Origin of the sequence: Amphibacillus cookii, from assembly GCF_016908375.1 — a bacterium.
In the GTDB taxonomy this organism is placed as follows: Bacteria; Bacillota; Bacilli; order Bacillales; family Amphibacillaceae; genus Amphibacillus_C; species Amphibacillus_C cookii.
In genome coordinates this window covers 49,177-66,737 of record NZ_JAFBDS010000001.1, presented here as the reverse complement: position 1 = coordinate 66,737, position 17,561 = coordinate 49,177, and the positions used below count along the sequence as shown (strand labels likewise).

16 protein-coding genes are annotated in these 17,561 nt (G+C 37.9%); 8 read left to right on the top strand and 8 right to left on the bottom strand.

Annotated features, from left to right (window positions below; genetic code table 11):
* Window positions 1-95 precede the first annotated feature (95 nt).
* Both JOE23_RS00285 and JOE23_RS00280 read left to right on the top strand, forming a co-directional pair.
* On the top strand, window positions 96-965 hold the full coding sequence (locus JOE23_RS00285) for a helix-turn-helix transcriptional regulator (protein ID WP_204435289.1): 870 nt from the start codon (window positions 96-98) through the stop codon (window positions 963-965).
* Between the two features lie 311 nt (window positions 966-1,276).
* Window positions 1,277-1,816, top strand: coding sequence for a nuclease-related domain-containing protein (locus JOE23_RS00280; protein ID WP_204435288.1), 540 nt, complete (start codon window positions 1,277-1,279; stop codon window positions 1,814-1,816).
* 228 nt (window positions 1,817-2,044) lie between these two features.
* Here the strand turns inward: JOE23_RS00280 and JOE23_RS18220 are convergent, their stop codons facing one another.
* On the bottom strand, window positions 2,045-2,182 hold the full coding sequence (locus JOE23_RS18220; protein ID WP_420827526.1) for a DUF4368 domain-containing protein: 138 nt from the start codon (window positions 2,180-2,182) through the stop codon (window positions 2,045-2,047).
* Window positions 2,183-2,195: 13 nt separating this feature from the next.
* On the opposite strand from JOE23_RS18220, the gene JOE23_RS18215 reads away from it, so the two are divergent.
* Together JOE23_RS18215 and JOE23_RS00265 are read left to right on the top strand one after the other, a co-directional pair.
* Entirely contained in the window at window positions 2,196-2,357 is a 162-nt protein-coding gene (locus JOE23_RS18215) for a TIR domain-containing protein (RefSeq protein ID WP_204435287.1), read from the top strand.
* Window positions 2,358-2,425: 68 nt separating this feature from the next.
* A complete protein-coding gene (locus JOE23_RS00265) occupies window positions 2,426-2,719 on the top strand; it encodes a macro domain-containing protein (protein WP_338021869.1) in 294 nt (97 codons plus the stop codon).
* 644 nt (window positions 2,720-3,363) lie between these two features.
* On the opposite strand, the gene JOE23_RS00260 is transcribed toward JOE23_RS00265, so the two are convergent.
* The 3 genes from JOE23_RS00260 to xylF all read right to left on the bottom strand — a co-directional run bounded on the left by JOE23_RS00260 (window position 3,364) and on the right by xylF (window position 7,487).
* The gene (locus tag JOE23_RS00260) at window positions 3,364-4,530 is read right to left on the bottom strand and encodes a sugar ABC transporter permease (protein ID WP_204435285.1); all 1,167 of its coding nucleotides are present in this window, start codon (window positions 4,528-4,530) and stop codon (window positions 3,364-3,366) included.
* Window positions 4,502-6,049: a xylose ABC transporter ATP-binding protein gene (locus JOE23_RS00255; protein ID WP_204435284.1), complete on the bottom strand. Its 1,548-nt coding sequence runs from the start codon at window positions 6,047-6,049 to the stop codon at window positions 4,502-4,504. Before JOE23_RS00255 ends, JOE23_RS00260 begins: the two co-directional genes overlap by 29 nt.
* Window positions 6,050-6,395: 346 nt before the next feature.
* On the bottom strand, window positions 6,396-7,487 hold the full coding sequence (gene xylF / locus JOE23_RS00250) for a D-xylose ABC transporter substrate-binding protein (RefSeq protein ID WP_204435283.1): 1,092 nt from the start codon (window positions 7,485-7,487) through the stop codon (window positions 6,396-6,398).
* A 237-nt stretch (window positions 7,488-7,724) separates the two neighbouring features.
* Between xylF and JOE23_RS00245 the strand changes: the two genes are divergently transcribed.
* From JOE23_RS00245 to JOE23_RS00230, 4 genes are all read left to right on the top strand, one after another.
* Window positions 7,725-7,964: a hypothetical protein gene (locus JOE23_RS00245; RefSeq protein ID WP_204435282.1), complete on the top strand. Its 240-nt coding sequence runs from the start codon at window positions 7,725-7,727 to the stop codon at window positions 7,962-7,964.
* A 336-nt stretch (window positions 7,965-8,300) separates the two neighbouring features.
* The gene (locus JOE23_RS00240) at window positions 8,301-9,842 is read left to right on the top strand and encodes a spore germination protein (protein WP_204435281.1); all 1,542 of its coding nucleotides are present in this window, start codon (window positions 8,301-8,303) and stop codon (window positions 9,840-9,842) included.
* A 249-nt stretch (window positions 9,843-10,091) separates the two neighbouring features.
* Window positions 10,092-11,207: a GerAB/ArcD/ProY family transporter gene (locus tag JOE23_RS00235; protein ID WP_204435280.1), complete on the top strand. Its 1,116-nt coding sequence runs from the start codon at window positions 10,092-10,094 to the stop codon at window positions 11,205-11,207.
* Window positions 11,194-12,396, top strand: coding sequence for a Ger(x)C family spore germination protein (locus JOE23_RS00230; RefSeq protein WP_204435279.1), 1,203 nt, complete (start codon window positions 11,194-11,196; stop codon window positions 12,394-12,396). Before JOE23_RS00235 ends, JOE23_RS00230 begins: the two co-directional genes overlap by 14 nt.
* On the opposite strand, the gene JOE23_RS00225 is transcribed toward JOE23_RS00230, so the two are convergent.
* Genes JOE23_RS00225 through JOE23_RS00210 form a run of 4 tightly spaced genes read right to left on the bottom strand, consistent with a single transcriptional unit; the run spans window position 12,393 to window position 16,993 of the window.
* The gene (locus JOE23_RS00225; RefSeq protein WP_204435278.1) at window positions 12,393-13,040 is read right to left on the bottom strand and encodes an ABC transporter ATP-binding protein; all 648 of its coding nucleotides are present in this window, start codon (window positions 13,038-13,040) and stop codon (window positions 12,393-12,395) included. The two genes, JOE23_RS00230 and JOE23_RS00225, sit on opposite strands and share 4 nt — an antisense overlap.
* Window positions 13,015-14,154: an ABC transporter permease gene (locus JOE23_RS00220; RefSeq protein WP_204435277.1), complete on the bottom strand. Its 1,140-nt coding sequence runs from the start codon at window positions 14,152-14,154 to the stop codon at window positions 13,015-13,017. Before JOE23_RS00220 ends, JOE23_RS00225 begins: the two co-directional genes overlap by 26 nt.
* Window positions 14,151-15,368, bottom strand: coding sequence for an ABC transporter permease (locus JOE23_RS00215; RefSeq protein ID WP_204435276.1), 1,218 nt, complete (start codon window positions 15,366-15,368; stop codon window positions 14,151-14,153). Before JOE23_RS00215 ends, JOE23_RS00220 begins: the two co-directional genes overlap by 4 nt.
* Before the next feature lie 23 nt (window positions 15,369-15,391).
* Entirely contained in the window at window positions 15,392-16,993 is a 1,602-nt protein-coding gene (locus tag JOE23_RS00210; protein ID WP_204435275.1) for a flagellar basal body-associated FliL family protein, read from the bottom strand.
* Window positions 16,994-17,561: the final 568 nt, after the last annotated feature.

Sequence of the window (17,561 nt, the reverse complement as noted above, 5' to 3'; positions counted from 1 at the left end):
TTGATATATTTAATATTATACTGACTGAATAAGAGATTTTATTGTACAATTACAATCTTTTGTTGCACAATTATGATATTTTTTGGAGGGTGATTATGGAAGCCTCAATTTTGTTAGAGAATCGCATGCATGGTGATACGATGTTCCCAATTCGAGTGTACACGGTTGACTATCTGGATGGTGAAGTGATTTTTAATTTACATTGGCATCCTGAATTTGAATTTCTTTACTTAGAAGAAGGTGAAATAACCTTTCAAGTTGGCACCAATCATTATGATTTGAAGCAAGGAGATATCTGCTCCATTCGCTGCGAGGAACTTCATGGTGCCTACCCAGTAAAAGGGAGGTCATTCAAGTTACACGCAATTGTTTTTCACCTGAACTTAATCAAAAGCTTTACCTTTGACTTAATTGATAATGAATACCTTGACCACTTACATGCTATTGACTTTCCGCCATTTAAACGCCTGCAAACACCAAGAGCAAAAGTGCTATTGCAACAATTACTCGATACGTATTTCAATAAAGCGTATGGTTTTGAAATGGAAGTGAAAGGCTATTTATACTTAATTCTAGCTGATCTTCTTCGTGATAACTCACAAAACGTCCACCATGTATCACCAGAAGTCGCAAATAAATTAAATATTATTAAAGCGATTATGCAATATGTTGATAACCATCTTGATCAGCAAATAACGATAGCCAAGCTTGCTGAGCAAGCACAAATGAGTGAAGGGCATTTTAGTCGCTTTTTCAAATCAATCGTGCGTATGACACCGATTGAATATGTCAATTCAGTAAGAATTAATAAAGCTTGTGAATTACTGAAAAAAACAGATAAAAAAATCATTGAAGTCGCAATGGATGTTGGTTTTGATAACCAAAGCTATTTTATTCGGACGTTTAAAAAACAAAGAAAGTGCTCACCTTCCCAATTTAGGAAGGATGGGATTGATATATGGTGAAATAATTTTACAAACCTATATTCGGTAGCCATAGTAATTAATATATCAAAATGTTAAACTAGCCTTAATACTGTTGAAAATTCTCTTTCGATCATGAATAGTTTTCTCCATATATTTTTTGAAAGTGGATAAAACGAACCTTCAATCAGTCGGCGTATTCGTTTGATGGTTAGTTGAGTAAATCAAGACATGAGCGTTCGTTATCACCCAAACGATTGACCTCTGTTCTCTATTTTGAGGTGAGGGGTTTACGAACGGTTATCTGTGATAAATGTAAAATTGAAGCAACTCATTTTATAGGAGGAATCTATATGTCTGGGCTTGAAGTTTTTGTGGGTTTAGCTATTATTACTGGACTAAGTGCCTTATACACAAAATTTAGAAAAAAAGTCGGTTCACGTTACGTTGAACAAAAGCTTCAGCAACTTGATCAACATATTTACCAAACCATCTCGAATGTTAAGCTAGACGAGCAAACCCAAATTGATCATGTTGTTCTCTCCGTTTACGGTATTTTCATCATTAAACGTGTAAACCAACACGGTACCATCTATGGTGGTTCATCCGATCAGGAATGGACCTGTCAACTAAAGAAACAGAAACAAACGTTTCCAAATCCAATTAAACAACAACCAACGCTTATTTCCACAATGGCAAAACACTTAGGTATAAAAGAAACATACATCCATGTTATGGTTGCCTTTGCGAATAATGCTGAATTGGTTATCGACCAACCACTGATTAAAGCAAAACAAGTGACCCATTATGATCAGCTTCCTGAGCTAATCCAATCCTTTTCAACCCCACAATTATCTAAACAGCAGATTCAAACCCTTGCAGATAACTTTTAAAAAAACATCCATTCGTGTGGTGCTAGTAGTGATGAATAACTTTTTAAAAATTGGCATAGTCGTAAATGTTGCGGCTATGCCTTTTGTTATGCTTTCTAACCCCGTTGATTTCCTCTTCAGGTGGACGCTTTCCGCGGGCATGGCTTGAGCCTCCTCGGAAGAAAATCACTTCCTGCGGGGTCTCAAGACTCATGCTATTCCCGCTGGAGTCGCCACCTTACGTTCCAATCAACTCATTTGTACTTTCACATTTGGTTCTATTTCAATTACTCCGATGTAGTTGTAGTAGATTTGTATGTGTTGATCGTTTTTACCGTTTACGTTTTCTGCTTGGTAAACGACAATTTTATCAATAAATTCTCTTATTAATTCAGGGTTGATGATTATTCATGATATTAATAATGCACTTGATACAAGTACAGAAGAAACAATAAAAAGAACCTTGCGGGAACGTATGTCGAATAGTAAGTTTTTTATTTTACTAGTCGGAGAACATACGAAATATCTCTATCGCTTCGTAAGATGGGAAATTTTTTTATAAATAACTACATTGATGATATTCCATTATTTGATGAACAAATAATATAATGATTTACATTTACAAGAGAAGTGCTAAGAGAAAGCAATGATCGTTTATTAGGGAAAAAAACGCGATATAAGCTAGGAAGTATATTTCAATATCAAAATGAATATCTTTTAACTGCATTTTCTCGTTTCGATGAAAAAAATAGGGCGTATCTTTCAATGCAAGATTTCATAGGATGCTTATTAGAATTTTGGAATGAAATTGATATTATATATGGTGGGAGTACCATTGTTATACCATTATTGGGTTCGGGGATAACTCGTTTTAGAGGATACGAAAATGTCTCTGAACAAGAATTATTAGAGCTTTTATTGTGATCATTCAAGGTAAGCCGTATTCGTTTTCGCTACCCATCAAAAGTAAGTATAGTTGTCAGTTAGAAAAAAGATAAAATTTCTTTGTTTCAACTAGTTAATTTTGATAAATAACAAAAGAGGCTGAGACAAAACCAAAAAGAAGTAATGAAAATCCGAACAATCTGGACAAAGTGCAGGAAAAATACGAAGACTCCTCGAAAATAAAGAACGATTTTCTTCGTGCGATGTATGACCGACGAGGCTTTCCTTATCCTGTGGGAATAGCACGAGCTGAAGATCCACTGTGTGAAGCGCACACAGTGGAATATTAGACTAAACCCGTCACCTCGTGTGACAACGTCTAATTGACCTACATCCTGTAGGCCCGAAGTCGTGCCCACGGCTAGGGAGACACTAGGTTTACCAAGATGTCTCCCTTGTGCTTGGGAGAGTGAAAGCGAAGTATTTTTCCGAACGTCATCTGTCCTCAGATATTTATGTTCGGATTTTACCTTTCTAATGACGCTTTTGTCCCAACCCCTTTCCCCGCTCAAAGACCGTCATTTCGCCTATTTTATTTCCATCACTACGAACAATCCCATTCGCCTGTGTTCTAGCGAATGGATTAGCTTTTCTTATCCTTAGCATTTTATACTTTGCTAACTTTAGGCTGTCTGTTTCTTATTTGAAATGTCAACCCACACCGCTACGATTAAAATGAGACCTTTCACAATATATTGCCAAAATGTTTGGATGTTCATCATGCTCATCCCATTATCGATACTCGCCATAATTAACGCGCCGATAATGGCACCAACTATTTTTCCTTTCCCACCTGTTAAGCTTGCACCACCAATGACACAAGCGGCAATCGCATCGAGTTCATACATATCACCAGCGCTTACCGTGGCAGCATTTAATCGACTGGTTAGCATAATACCAGCTAAACCAGCCAAAGCCCCCATTAATACAAAGACATAAAGCGTATGACGTTTAATATTGATTCCTGAGAGTGCTGCCGCTTCTTCATTGCCACCGATAGCATAGATATAGCGTCCAAATGCGGTTTTATTCGAAATAAAAATGAATAAACCACCAAAGAAGACAACAATCAGCATCGGTAAAGGCACCCCATAATAAAGACTTAACATAAATGTAATCAAGAGAATTCCTGCACCATAAATTGTCACTTTCCCATAGTCAACAAGTGGTGAAGCAAGCTGGAGCGCTAACTTATTTCGTTTGATCCGATCTTTCCATGTTAAGAAAAAGAATAGAGCAACCATAACTATCGCAAGAAGATAACCCAAACTATATGGAAGATAGCTATTTGAAATAAAGCGGAAGCTTGGTTCTAAAGGAGCTATCGTTCGCCCTTGACTTATGCCAATTAATATCCCGCGAAAGATGAGTTGACCACCTAACGTAACGATAAAGGCCGGTACAGCACGATATGCCACCCACCAACCTTGCCACAACCCAAGTAATGCACCAGCAATAATACCAACCGCAATAACAGACACCGTTCCCCATCCATACCAAACCTGGAGGATCGCTGCGATTCCACCCGCTAAGCCAGCTAGTGAGCCAACTGATAAATCAATATGTCCAGAAACAATAATTAAGGTCATCCCAATCGATAAGACAGAGATAACTGCCATTTGATTAAATAAATTGGATAAGTTACGAGGTGATAGAAACTCTCCACCTGTAAATAAACTAAAAATAAGCGCAATCGCTATTAATGCAATGATTAAAGTATACGCTTGTACATTTAAGCTAATGTCTATTTTCGGCTTTTGTTCAGTGTCCTGATGATTTAACTGCTTCATTTTTACCCCTCCTTAGCGTGGCATAGGTCATAATCTTCTCTTGTGTTGCTTCTGTCCTACTCAAGTGACCAGTGACTTCACCTTCAGACATTACCATGATCCGATCAGACATTCCTAACACTTCAGGTAATTCTGAAGAAATGATAACCACTGCAACACCTTGAGCCGCTAATTCATTAATAATTTTATAAATTTCATATTTAGCACCAACATCTATCCCTCTTGTTGGCTCATCTAAGACCAAGATTTTCGGATCGGTAAATAACCATTTACTTAAAACAACTTTCTGCTGATTTCCACCACTTAATTGTGAAACATCGGCTTCTAACGAATGCGATTTTAATCGCATTTTTTTCGTTAACTCTTCAGCCCTCTTCACTTCCAACGTTCGATCAATTAAGTGATTCGGCATCACTTTTTTCAGAGCAGCCAACGTTGAATTTTTCGAGATTTCCATCCCCATGACTAGCCCATATTTTTTACGATCCTCTGACACATAAGCTAAACCTTTTGCAATGGCGTCTGAAGGTTTTCTAATATTAACTGCTTCACCAGAGATAACAACCTGCCCTGATGACTCTCCGGGATAGCCACCAAACAAACTTGTAAACAACTCTGTTCGTCCAGCGCCCATTAAACCAGCAACACCAAGAATTTCACCTGCGCGCAGACTAAAGGACGCATGTTTGACAAGCAAATCTCCCGTCAAACCATGCTTAAATTGATAATCTTGAACCGTTAAAACTTCTTCTCCAATTTGATGTGCTTGATAGGGGAAAAATTCAGTAAGTGCTCTCCCGACCATTTTCGAAACAATTTTATCTTCTGTTAACACATCAATCGGATCTGTACTAACGGTTTTTCCATCACGTAACACCGTCACTGAATCAGCTATCTCTAGCACTTCACCGAGCTTATGAGATATATAAATACATGTTACACCTTTGCTTTTAAGTGCTCTTAATAGGCGCATCAACACGTCAACATCGCTCTCGGTTAATGCTGCAGTCGGTTCGTCTAAAATAAGAATATCGGCTTTCTTTGTTAGCGCTTTAACAATTTCAATAAGTTGTTGTTTTCCAACGGTTAAATCACTGACTCGCATTTGAGGATCAACTTTTAAACCGATTTGTTCAAGCCAATATTGTGCTTCAGCATAGAGGCTATGCCAATCAATAACAGGCTTTTTCATCCGCTCATGACTTAAAAAAATATTTTCTGCTACTGTCATTTCTGGTACTAAAGCTAATTCCTGATAAATAATGGCTACACCTGCGTCTTGAGACCCTTTTATATCCCTAAATGCTACCGGTTGACCATTTATGAAAATATCCCCATGATAGTTTCCTGTCGGGTACACCCCACTTAATACTTTCATTAATGTTGATTTCCCTGCACCATTTTCACCACACAATGCATGAATCTCTCCCTTTTTTACAGAAAAGCTCACACGGTCCAATGCCTTTACACCTGGAAATGTTTTTGTGATCTGCTTCATTTCTAACGCATATTGACTCACTATTTTTCACCGCCTTTATTGACAAGCTTTATATTACGAACGAAATCCTTGATCCTGGCCTATAAAACGAACCTTCAATCCGTGGACGGAGGGCTACAGGATGTAGGTCATGCAGACGTTGCCACAGGACGTGGCGGTTTTAGTCTACGACCTTACCCATCCACGGATAGTTCGTTGAGTGAATCAGGACATGACCGTCCGTCATCGTCTCGCCTAGATAGATGGACCACTGTCTCCATTATACGGTTGACGGACGGTTATCCGTGGTAACATTACAACTATTTATATGTTCTAACGCAAAACCAAAGAAGAAGATAAATCCCCCTCATTTGGGTTATACATTGTTCTATGGTTGTTCAGGTCTATCTTGCTCTGGAACATTGCGATAGATATCATCATAACTATGGAATTCATCTGCAATAATCGTATCGATAATATTATCTTGTGTGACAGGAATAGGGTCTAATTTTATAAAAGGAACATCTGTTGTCTCATTATTTACGGTTTCATCAACTTGCAATGCCTCTCCGTTCGCCAACTGAACAGCAACTTCGGCATTTCTTGTGGCGATCGCGCGAATCGGTTTATAAATCGTCATCGATTGCGTTCCTTCAGCAATTCTTTGTACGGCTGCTAAATCAGCATCTTGACCAGAAATAGCAACTTCTCCAGCTAAATTTTGAGCACTTAATGCTTGTATCGCACCTCCAGCCGTACTATCATTTGTCGCTACAATCGCATCAATATCGTTATTATTAGAGGTTAAGGCGTTTTCAACAATGCTAAGTGCATTTTCGGCTGACCATCCATCAGCCCACTGATCTCCAACAACTTCTATATCACCGCTATCAATAAGTGGATCTAAAACGTTCATCTGACCTTCTCTAAACATGTGGGCATTATTATCTGTTGGTGCTCCTCCCAACAAGAAGTATTTTCCGTTCGGTACATTTTCAACTAAGTATTCCGCTTGCATTTCTCCAACCCTTACGTTATCAAATGAGACATAGGCATCAACATGTGCATTATTAATTAATCGATCATAGGCGACAACAGGAATTCCTTCTTCATTCGCTTGTTCAACAACAGGACTTAACGCATCAGAGTTATTAGCAATAATAACAAGAACATCTATCCCTTGCGAAAGCATATTCTGAATTTGTGATAGCTGTCTTTCGTCTTGTCCATCCGCTGATTGAACAAGTACATTTGCTCCTAATTCTTCAGCTTTTTCTACAAAAATATCACGATCATGCTGCCAACGTTCGAGTGTTAAATCAGCTACTGATAGGCCAATCGTTAAATCAGCATCTTCCCCACCTTCTAATTCAAGATCCTCCCCACCAACATCTTGATCAACCGCTTGCCCACAACCAACTAGAAAAAACAGCATAGCTAACCCTAACCACTTAATAATAGACACGTTAAACTTTTGCAAATCGATACCCCTTTCTCTTCCTTAATGTTTGAATACGCTTACATCATAGCAAAATATATATTGTTTGTCTACTCGATAAACTAAGTTTAATTAAAAAAATATTATTAAAGTGACGCTTAAAATAGGTGTCAACACATCAACATGTGATATTTTACATTTACTATATCAAGGAAATACTATCAAATTTTTGTAAAACATGCTATGATAAAACAAACTTTAAAAGTGAGGTGTGTTCGGATGATAAAACAAAAATGCAATTTAATAGCACTTGCCATTTATCATGATGATGATTTCGGTGAAGAAGTAGCTATGCTCTATAGTCCGATCAGTTTTTATTATTTTCCAATCCCAACACGACACATCTTAGAAACAACTAAACATAGTGGACATTTATTTGTCACTGAACTTCAGAATGCCTATTTCATCCCCAGTATTGATGTGACAAGGAAATTAAATGAATGGAGAAAACGGAAATAAGATGAAACACACATAGAGAAATCACAATTCCCATGATAGAACATCTACAAAATCGAGCAACTGTAGATGTTCTTTTTTCTTTTTTATCTAACGTTATAACCTGGAAAATGCCGAAAAACATTTGAATTCTTACATTGCTTATCTTTTAAACAATCAATCCTCTTTTCCGCTAGTCGTGATCTCCTTTAACAACGTGTCGATTTAGAATATCTCTGAGCTCACTTTTTCTTATTAACGCATAGTATGTTTCCATTCGTCCATACTAATAGCGATGACTTTTTTTCTGCCCGTTGGTCTGGGCGCAATCACACAGATCTCATGTTAGGGGTATTTATAATGGCTCGAAAAAAAGCGCGATCCAATGTTAAACAAACGGATCAACTAAATACAATGCTTAAACAAGGCGAGAGAGAGGTCGATCCTAACCTATCTATAAATATTAATAAGTTAGAGAGTTTATTTAATGGGGATAGTGACTTCACTGTTCGTCCCTTTAAATTGATTGGCAAATATCCTGCAGCTATTATTTATTTAAATAGTATTGTCGATAAGAAAGGCATCAATCAAGATATCCTTAAACCTTTGATGAATCAACAATCCGGCTATTCATTTGAAACGCTCAATTTCGAACAGATCAAAACAGTGATCTACGAAGAACTCATTTATCAAACGCAGGGCAGTGAAGAAACAAAATGGACATCTATTATTGATCATATTTTACGAGGTTATACGATTGTTTTAGTCGATCAAGTTAAGCTTGCTTTTGCTCTTGATACATTTGATGTGGCTGAACGTAGCATTAGCCAACCTGAATCTGAACAAGTGGTTCGTGGTCCACGAGATGGATTTATCGAATCGCTATCAACAAATATTTCCTTAATTCGATTTCGCCTTCCTGTTTCTTCCCTGCGGATTAAGTCATTGAATATTGGGCAACTGACCCAGTCAAAAGTAGCTGTTTTTTATTTAGATTCGATTGTAAATCCAAGTTTACTTGAAAGTGTTATTGACCGTTTAAACCAAATCAAGACTGATCGTATACTTGACGCTGGTTATCTCGAAGAGCACCTTCGGGATGCCCCTAAATCGCCATTCCCACAAATACAATATACTGAAAGACCAGATGTCGTTGTTGGGAACTTGTTAGAAGGTCGAGTCGTTATAATTGTTGATGGTTCACCTTTTGGTTTGATTGCACCAGCAACGATTACACAATTTTTGCATACACCTGAAGATTACAATGAACACTTTCTAATAAGTTCAGCCACTCGGGTGATTCGGCTTATCTCTTTAGTACTGTCATTAATTATGCCGTCACTTTACTTAGCAGCGATCTCTTTTCACCCGGAATTAATTCCAACTCGATTTGCGATCGCGATAACAACGGGGCGCACTGGTGTGCCTTTCCCACTATTTCTTGAGATATTTATCATGGAAATTGCCATGGAAATTTTACGAGAAGCGACCATTCGGATGCCAAAACAGGTTGGTGCTGCTTTAAGCATTGTCGGTGTCCTTGTCGTTGGACAAGCCGCTGTTGAAGCCGGATTTGTCAGCCCATTAACCGTGGTTATTATTGCATTAACGACGATCGGATCGTTTGCCACACCGAGCTACAATATCGCGATCGCCTTACGGTTATTGCGCTTCCCAATGTTAGCTATGACAACTATACTAGGCTTATATGGTTTTATGATCAGCTGGATTATTATTTCTAACCATTTACTTTCGCTCCGTTCCTTTGGTGTGCCCTATTTACAACCACTCTCTCCGGGGAATTGGAATGATCTTAAAGATGCGATTATACGAACCCCGTTACGTTGGTTAAAATATCGTCCAGATGCCCTCAATACGAAACACAGACAAAGACTCAAGTAAGTCACTCATTCAAACAAAGACCTGTGGTACGAGTGGGTTTAATTGAGTGATCTGCAATCCTACAGGAATAGCATGAGTCTTGATCCCCGTAGCGAGATGAACTGGTGAGTGAGGAAGCTCACCATGGTCGTGAAAAGCGCCAGCCACCAGTGAAAGATAACGCGCTAGCAAAGCTGTTATTCAGAAAAATAAGTGAGAATTAATAGGCGAAAAAAAAAGCCTAAACATATGATACGAGAGGGTGTCCTAATGAAAGCAAAGGGTGATCAAATCACAATGCTGCAATATGTTTGCATTCTTGTCAATAGCACCATTGGCATTAGTGTGCTATCTCTACCACGTTGGGGCGCATCAAGCGCCGGCACAGCCGGTATTTTGGCAACCTTTATTGGCTTAATCTTGTTTTTTATTTTGCTATTGGCTATTATTTTCATAACATCAGCATATCCTCAACGCAATTTCTTTGAAATAACCTCTCTCCATCTCGGAAAAACTTTAGGAAGACTTATCAGTATTAGCTTTTCGATACAATATATTATTCTAACTTCAGTTATTATTCGAGAATTTACAGAGGTCATGGCCACCACTTTATTAAGAAAAACGCCACTTCTGGTTACCATTTTTGTCTTAGTCTTAACTGTAGCCCTTTCAACAAAAAAATCGCTAATCGACTATGGTTATATTAACTATTATTATTTCCCATTTATTATTATTCCTGGACTTTTATTGATTAGCTTTTCTTTACCTAATATTGATTACACCTATATACTCCCAGTTTTAGGAAATGAAATAACATTGAGCTCAATTCTCAAAACAAGTACCGATATCATCATCCTACCTTTTTTTCAAATTGGTTTATTTACATTATTTTTAGTCATTCCAAATATGAATAATCCCAAAAAAGCTTTAAAAGGTGGGATGATCGGTTGGATGATCATTACCATCATGATTATGTTAATGACGACAGTCACGTATGCCGTATTTGGTACAGAACAAATAAAAGATGAAGTATGGCCTGTTTTAGCCTTAACTCGAACAATAAGATTAGCTATTCCACCATTACAAAGATTGGATGTCTTCTTTATTTTATTTTGGGTGGTTACCGGATTTACAACGATTTTCAGCGGCTATTTGATTGCGACTTCCTTCTTTGCTCAAAGCTTTTATATTAAACACACTAAATTAGCCTATTTGTTCTTACCCGCCTTTTTTTTTATGGCACTTGCTTTTGATAATCATGTACAACTGTATGAATTTATGCAGCAAATCGGACGAATAACATTGCTGATAACGACTAGCTTATTCCTTATCTTAGTGATCATGACTTTATTTAAAAAAAGGAGGGCAGCAAATGAAATACCTTGATAAAATAATCTGTATCGTCATAGTTCCTTGTCTGCTCCTCCTTAGTGGCTGTTGGGATCAGGTTGAAATTGAATTGCGCGCCACCGTTGTGGGCCTAGCAATTGATCAAGCCGATCATCATGAGATTGAAGAAGATTACATTACGCACCCCGAATACCGTTTGGAAAATATAGAAGGATTATATAAAATAACGGCACAATTAGCCGTTCCTGGTCAAGTGGCCTTAGGACCTGAGGAAGGTGGAACAGGTGGATCTGTTGATGATAATGTCTGGGTGGTTGAAGGATATGGCTACACGATTGGTGCTGCGCTTCAAAGTATTCAACAAAAATTAGCCCATGAGCTTTTCTTTGGCCACCTGCAAGTCATCATTGTATCCGATGCGACAGCTAAAGAAGGATTAGCAGACATCGATGATTATTTCCAACGTCGCAATGAAATTAGAAGAACGATTTGGCTCGCTATATCTAAAGGGGATGCGGCTACTACAATGGCTGTCTCACCTAAACTCGAGCAAATTCCTGCCATCTATTTATCAACCACATTAGACCACGCTGTAGAATTAGGTAAATTTCCTGAAAAACGACTCGGCGATTTTTGGATTAACCAAAAAAGTTTAGGTGAAGAAGCCATGCTCCCTTATATTGAAATTGATGACAATAATATTCGAATCGGTGGGATGGCCTATTTTAAAGGAACAAAACTGATCAATATGATTGAGCCTTATCAAGTAGTGATTTATAATGCCGTGACCGGATTTAATCCGAGTGGAGCGAACATTATGTTCCCAATTGAGGACGGTCATGTTTTAGCCATGTCAAGACATCGCGATGTCGATTATCAGATTGAACTTGATAATGGTCGACCTAAAATTGACGTGCATGTCAGTGTACATGCTGAAATTAGAGAAAAATCAGACGCGATTGAACTAAATAGAGCCGAAGATGTCGAACGATTAAATCAACAAACTGAAAAAATCATGGAAAAGGACACCAAGTTGTTTCTACAACAAATGCAACAAGAGCAAACAGATGTCTTTGGCTTTGGTGAACAGGTTAGAGCAAGGCTCCCCGAATATTGGGATACACATGTACAAACAAACACAAACTGGCAACAATTGTTTTCACAAATCACGATTAACGTCAACTATGACATAAACTTTGATCGAATTGGGATAAAGTCGGATTAACGGTCAAGTATGTCGTGATAAAACGGATCGTCACCAATGATAAGCGTACGATCACACAGCTCTTTTATTTCGTTCATATCATGAGAAGTATACACAATAATTGTTCCTTTTTGTTTGGCTAACCCTTTAAGATATCCATTAATTTCTACCCGGGACTTAAGATCAATACCTACCGTAGGCTCATCCAATAACAGCAGCTCTGGTTCGTGAATTAAACTAATGGCAAGATTAAGCTTTCTTTTCATACCACCTGATAAGTTTTTCACCTTTTCTTCCCATTGATTAAGTTGCATATCTGTACAAATCCGCTTCAATTGTTGCTCTGTTTTGTTTACCCAAGACAACTTTTCAAAAAAGACCATGTTGTCTTTAACGGATAAGTCTTCCCACAAAGCAATATCTTGTGGCACATAGCCGATTTTTTTTCGTATCTGTTTAACATGTTTGCGATAAGGTTGTTGATGCAAGAGTACTTGCCCCGAAGTTGGTGACATGAGGGTAGCTAGTATTTGCAATAACGTTGATTTCCCAGCGCCATTCTCACCAATTAAACCGATCACTTCACCTCGACTAATTTGATAATTGATTCGATCTAAAACGTGTTTTCTCCCATATTTTTTAGTTACTTCTCTTATTTCGAGCATAAAAGCCTCCTTCTTTAGCATACCACAAGACTAAACCAACCACAGCCAACATTAATCCACGCCATGAGGCTTGATCATTTAAAAAGGCACGTAATGGATTTAACGGCAGCATCGATTGAATCAATTGATGACCCTCTCCTTCTATTTTAAAAGAGCTATTGATCAGCGTTAGCCATAAGACAAAACTAATGGCTGTCGCTTGATAAAGATAGCGATTTTTCCAAATCATAGCTAATAAAAACGAGAAGACAGCGATCATAACCCGATAGCTGAACAGTGTTAGTATGCTAAGCTGTTCTCCACGATAAACATTTAAAACCACAAGCGTCAGCCCATCAACAAGCAACAACATTATCAGCAGCATCATCAAGCTGATCAGTAAAAAGCAACGATAACTCACTTTCATATATTGAAAACGAATCCGCACATGTTGGCTTTTTTCAGTGATGATCCAATCAAATAGAAACAAGGTTGATAACGTACTAAGGAGTACCCATACTTGCCAATATAGCTTGAGTTCATCATGCTCAGCAAGCGACTGATCTTCACCGCTTATCGTAAGGTCTGTTGACAGAATGGAAGAGGCTTGATAAAACTGTTCAGCGGTAGCTAAAATCTCATCACTGTTCCACTTATCTGGTTGTTGATGAGCTTCCGCAAGACCAACCACAGCTGATTCTGCTTTAACTTTGCCTGTATCCGCCAAGATAGTAGAGGTAACCAATTCTTTTACATAAGGATAGGCAAGTGAGTGCTCGGTATAATATGCCTCAACCAAATGCCGTTGTTCACCATGTTCAATCCGCTCTTGATAACCTTCAGGAATAAGGTAGACACTATCTAATTGATTGCGGTTTAAACGGCGAATTGCCTCTCGTTCTTCAAACTGTTCAGCATTAACTGTATCTACTTGTGCAATGGTTTGGTATAACTGTTGTGCCAATTCCGTTTCCTCTTCAAGCACAATACCAATCGGGACAAGGAATTCATCGCTCACATCCTGTATGAACGGGACAAACAATAACGTCCCAATTAACGGAAGCCAGAGCCAAAATAGATAACTGAGCACATGTTGTTTCCAGAGCATCAGTCGTGCTATGCATAACTGCATCATTTAACTCGCCCCCTTATCACTGAACCCGTAACCATTAAGAAGATACCTATGAGACTACATCCATAAAGTAAAGCAAATTCTGCATGAAAGCGACCATGTAAAATAATTTGTTCTAACCAAGTAAACACATGGTTAGCAAAGAGATAGCCCACTTCATCTTGAATAGACACAGGAAAATAAGCTTGCGGAATGGTTGCACCGCTAAGCAATAGCATGCCAACCATAGCTAACATTTGGATGATTAGCTTTAACCTCTGACTCAATGGTAAATAATCAATTAATATGAATAGCTCTGAAAAGATAAAGATGTACAAACCGACCAATAAAGCGATGAACCATAATTGATCAGTGGCTAAAGATAACGGTAACCAATAATGGATGAGAGCAAATGAGCTGATCGCTAACACGATCATGATTAACAACAGTGTAATAAGCAACGCAATTGCTTCATGCAAATCGGTTAAACCATATAATATCATTCGCTTTTTCATCCGACGATCTTCGTTTTTGTGCAAAATAATATATAAGCTAAACAACCAGATCGTTATTAATACAAACCAAATCGCGATAGTGAAATAAACAAGTGGCGAATGATATAGACTAATTTGTACTTCATGTTCTTGTAAGGCTTGATCCTTTGCTAAAGCATGAAAGAAAAAAGATTGGAACTGTTCAAACAATAACAATTGCCGTTCTTCTTCTGCCAACAACGTGCTTGCATAATAATCAACCGTTAATATATTGGCTTGCGCACTTTCAATATAATCACCGATATTGTCAACAAATCCTTGGACAAGCTGACCTTCTAACCTTTTATTCGGATGACCCACAACCTCTAGCTCCACCGATTCTCCACGAAGTAATGACGAGAAAAACTGCCTAGGGAAATAAAGATATGCATCGAGTTGCTCTGCGGCGATTGCCGCTTCAGCATCACTTTCTTGATATGAGGTAAGATCAATGTAATCAATCGACTTAGAAACCTCTTCCATGACGTGCACAAGCAGATTTGTTTGATCCGTTTGATCCAAATTAACGATACCGACATGAATTGGCTGCTGCGTAGGTTGCTCAACTATAGCAATGACCAAATAACCGATGACACTTAAAAGAATAATCGGAGCAAGCAAAACAAGAGGAAGTGACAGCCACTTCCCCTTTAATCGCTTGAAATGATTTCTTATTAACACTGAAACGATTCGAAAACCATCCATCTGCTTCACCCGCTAAATAATTCCTAATATAAAGATTCAAACATAAATTGTTGCAGCCAATTTTCTGCTTGTACAGACAGTTCTGATTCAACATAATCGTATAGCTGATCAGCATCCATATCTGTTAATACTTTCAATTCATTCGTCGGTGGTTGCTCAATACCACCTATTGTTTTTTCTTCTTGATTAACCGTTAGACCAAATAGTTCCGTATAACCATACATTTCTTCCGCTAAAGAAAAATGGTGCTCTGCACTCATAATATCATTATCAAAGTTAGACTGACCATGCCAAGTTAATGAACCTATTGACATCCCTGCACTTTCAAGGGCAAAGCGACGATCAAATGATTTCGTTCCATCATCTTCATTTTGTTCATCCAATTCAATGATAAGCTGACCTTGATCATCCAATGATAGGATCATTTCATCTTTAAAGCCATTTTCGTCTCGCATTAAATTTGCTTCTATCCCTAATGTCCCTTGATCGCCCCAATGATCGGTCACCGTCATTAAGTAATCAATCCGTTGCTCTTCACTTGTAATATCATGCGTTCCATTAATTTCTAAAGACTCGGTTACATCATATTCAGTATTATAAATATCAAAAACAAATTCACGATTCACAATAATATCATTATAAACCCAAATCGTAGATCGTAATTGTCCCGGGAGATACACTTCTTCCAACTGATAACGCAACGTTGTGATCATCTCTTGATAAGCATCTCGATAAATATCTTCCATAGATCCCATTGGATAACTAAATGGTGTCATACTCATTGACTGTTGCTCGACCATCATATCTATCATAATATCTTCTAAACGCTGATCAGCCTCAAGCTTATCAAGCAAGTCGTTCAAAATGCCTTGAACCACTTCATCTGACAAGTGCATGTCAATCTTCTCAGTCTTTACTTCTTGATCACCTAAAGTGATCGTTTCATCGGATACGTCAAATGCTTCTTCTGGAATCGCTTGATAAAGATAATCGATATATTCTGCTTGAATATAGTCAAGGTCTTCCTCAGATATTAGAAAATAATTGTCTGTGTCGAATAAAAAGCTAAAATCTAACTCATCTTCACCTTCATAATAAGGATTTAGATTTGACATGAACTCACCATATTTATTACCGTCAATCATTAATGTGTCGTCGGTAAAAGGCATGTTATAATACAATTGATTTCCTTCTATGTAAACATCTAATCCATCAACTTCAATACCCGCTAACTCACCACTGACTTCACCTAAAATTTTCTCTTCCTCTCGATCTAATGCACCAGTAATTGTGATTTCCATGCTGTTTAATAACTCGGTAAATGACCCATCGATACCATAGCCATAACTTTCAGGTAAATTAAGCGCCAATTGTAACGTTGATTCAATAGCGTTATTCTGACTATGCTCGTACCAAGCCAACTCTTCAGCATAACGCGCCTCAAATTCATCTTGTAGCTGTTGATAGTAGTTACGTTCAGCTAAAAAATATTTTTCTTTTGGTGATGATGAGAAAAAAACGAAAAAAATGACAATAGCTAACAACATCACCGCCCCTGCTGCTATCAAAATTTTCTTTTTGCTTTTTGCTTGTTCTTGTTCATTATGGGTTACTTCCTCTGTCATATTCCCTCTCCTTATCTCTGTTTCTAATGTTGGTCTGCACGCTTTTATAGAAAGCGCAACTATCTATATAGTAACATTGCTGCTTTATCGTTTACTAGACAATTTTGTAAATTTTTAAAACATTTTGTCGAAACCGCTATCAATTTAAACTATTTAGTAGTGTATTTTAAATCGGACACATTTAGTCATACCTTTGTTATAGGTACCGATTTCTCAACAACAAAAAAGTCCTGTTTACATTAAACAGAACTTTTTTAATATAATCTGACGCCGATTTAAAGTTGCCGAAAATCTGATTCTTTGTCAAATGACGTTGGTGAGAATTTTTGCCGGCAATTTTATAGATGAATTTCACAAACATTCAAGTCGGATTATGCTGCTTGAATGTTTGATTGGTTAGGTGCATTTTGGACTGATTTCGATTCAATAGATCTTAACTTAATTTGAATGTCTATCTACACGTGAATTCATACGGGTTCGGTCAGGATCCTGCAGGAATAGCACGAGCTGAAGCCGTGCCTGCGGAAATCGAATCACTGGATGACCGAACCCATTTCTATTTTTAAAG

Bases quoted from the DNA above. Each gene is read 5' to 3' on its own strand.
- JOE23_RS00280 (WP_204435288.1), top strand. From the start codon at position 1,277: ATGTCTGGGCTTGAAGTTTTTGTGGGTTTAGCTATTATTACTGGACTA.
- JOE23_RS00240 (WP_204435281.1), top strand. From the start codon at position 8,301: ATGGCTCGAAAAAAAGCGCGATCCAATGTTAAACAAACGGATCAACTA.
- JOE23_RS00225 (WP_204435278.1), bottom strand. From the start codon at position 13,040: ATGCTCGAAATAAGAGAAGTAACTAAAAAATATGGGAGAAAACACGTT.
- JOE23_RS00215 (WP_204435276.1), bottom strand. From the start codon at position 15,368: ATGGATGGTTTTCGAATCGTTTCAGTGTTAATAAGAAATCATTTCAAG.
- JOE23_RS00285 (WP_204435289.1), top strand. From the start codon at position 96: ATGGAAGCCTCAATTTTGTTAGAGAATCGCATGCATGGTGATACGATG.
- JOE23_RS00220 (WP_204435277.1), bottom strand. From the start codon at position 14,154: ATGATGCAGTTATGCATAGCACGACTGATGCTCTGGAAACAACATGTG.
- JOE23_RS00245 (WP_204435282.1), top strand. From the start codon at position 7,725: ATGATAAAACAAAAATGCAATTTAATAGCACTTGCCATTTATCATGAT.
- JOE23_RS18215 (WP_204435287.1), top strand. From the start codon at position 2,196: ATGATTATTCATGATATTAATAATGCACTTGATACAAGTACAGAAGAA.
- JOE23_RS00230 (WP_204435279.1), top strand. From the start codon at position 11,194: ATGAAATACCTTGATAAAATAATCTGTATCGTCATAGTTCCTTGTCTG.
- JOE23_RS00210 (WP_204435275.1), bottom strand. From the start codon at position 16,993: ATGACAGAGGAAGTAACCCATAATGAACAAGAACAAGCAAAAAGCAAA.
- JOE23_RS00235 (WP_204435280.1), top strand. From the start codon at position 10,092: ATGAAAGCAAAGGGTGATCAAATCACAATGCTGCAATATGTTTGCATT.
- JOE23_RS00260 (WP_204435285.1), bottom strand. From the start codon at position 4,530: ATGAAGCAGTTAAATCATCAGGACACTGAACAAAAGCCGAAAATAGAC.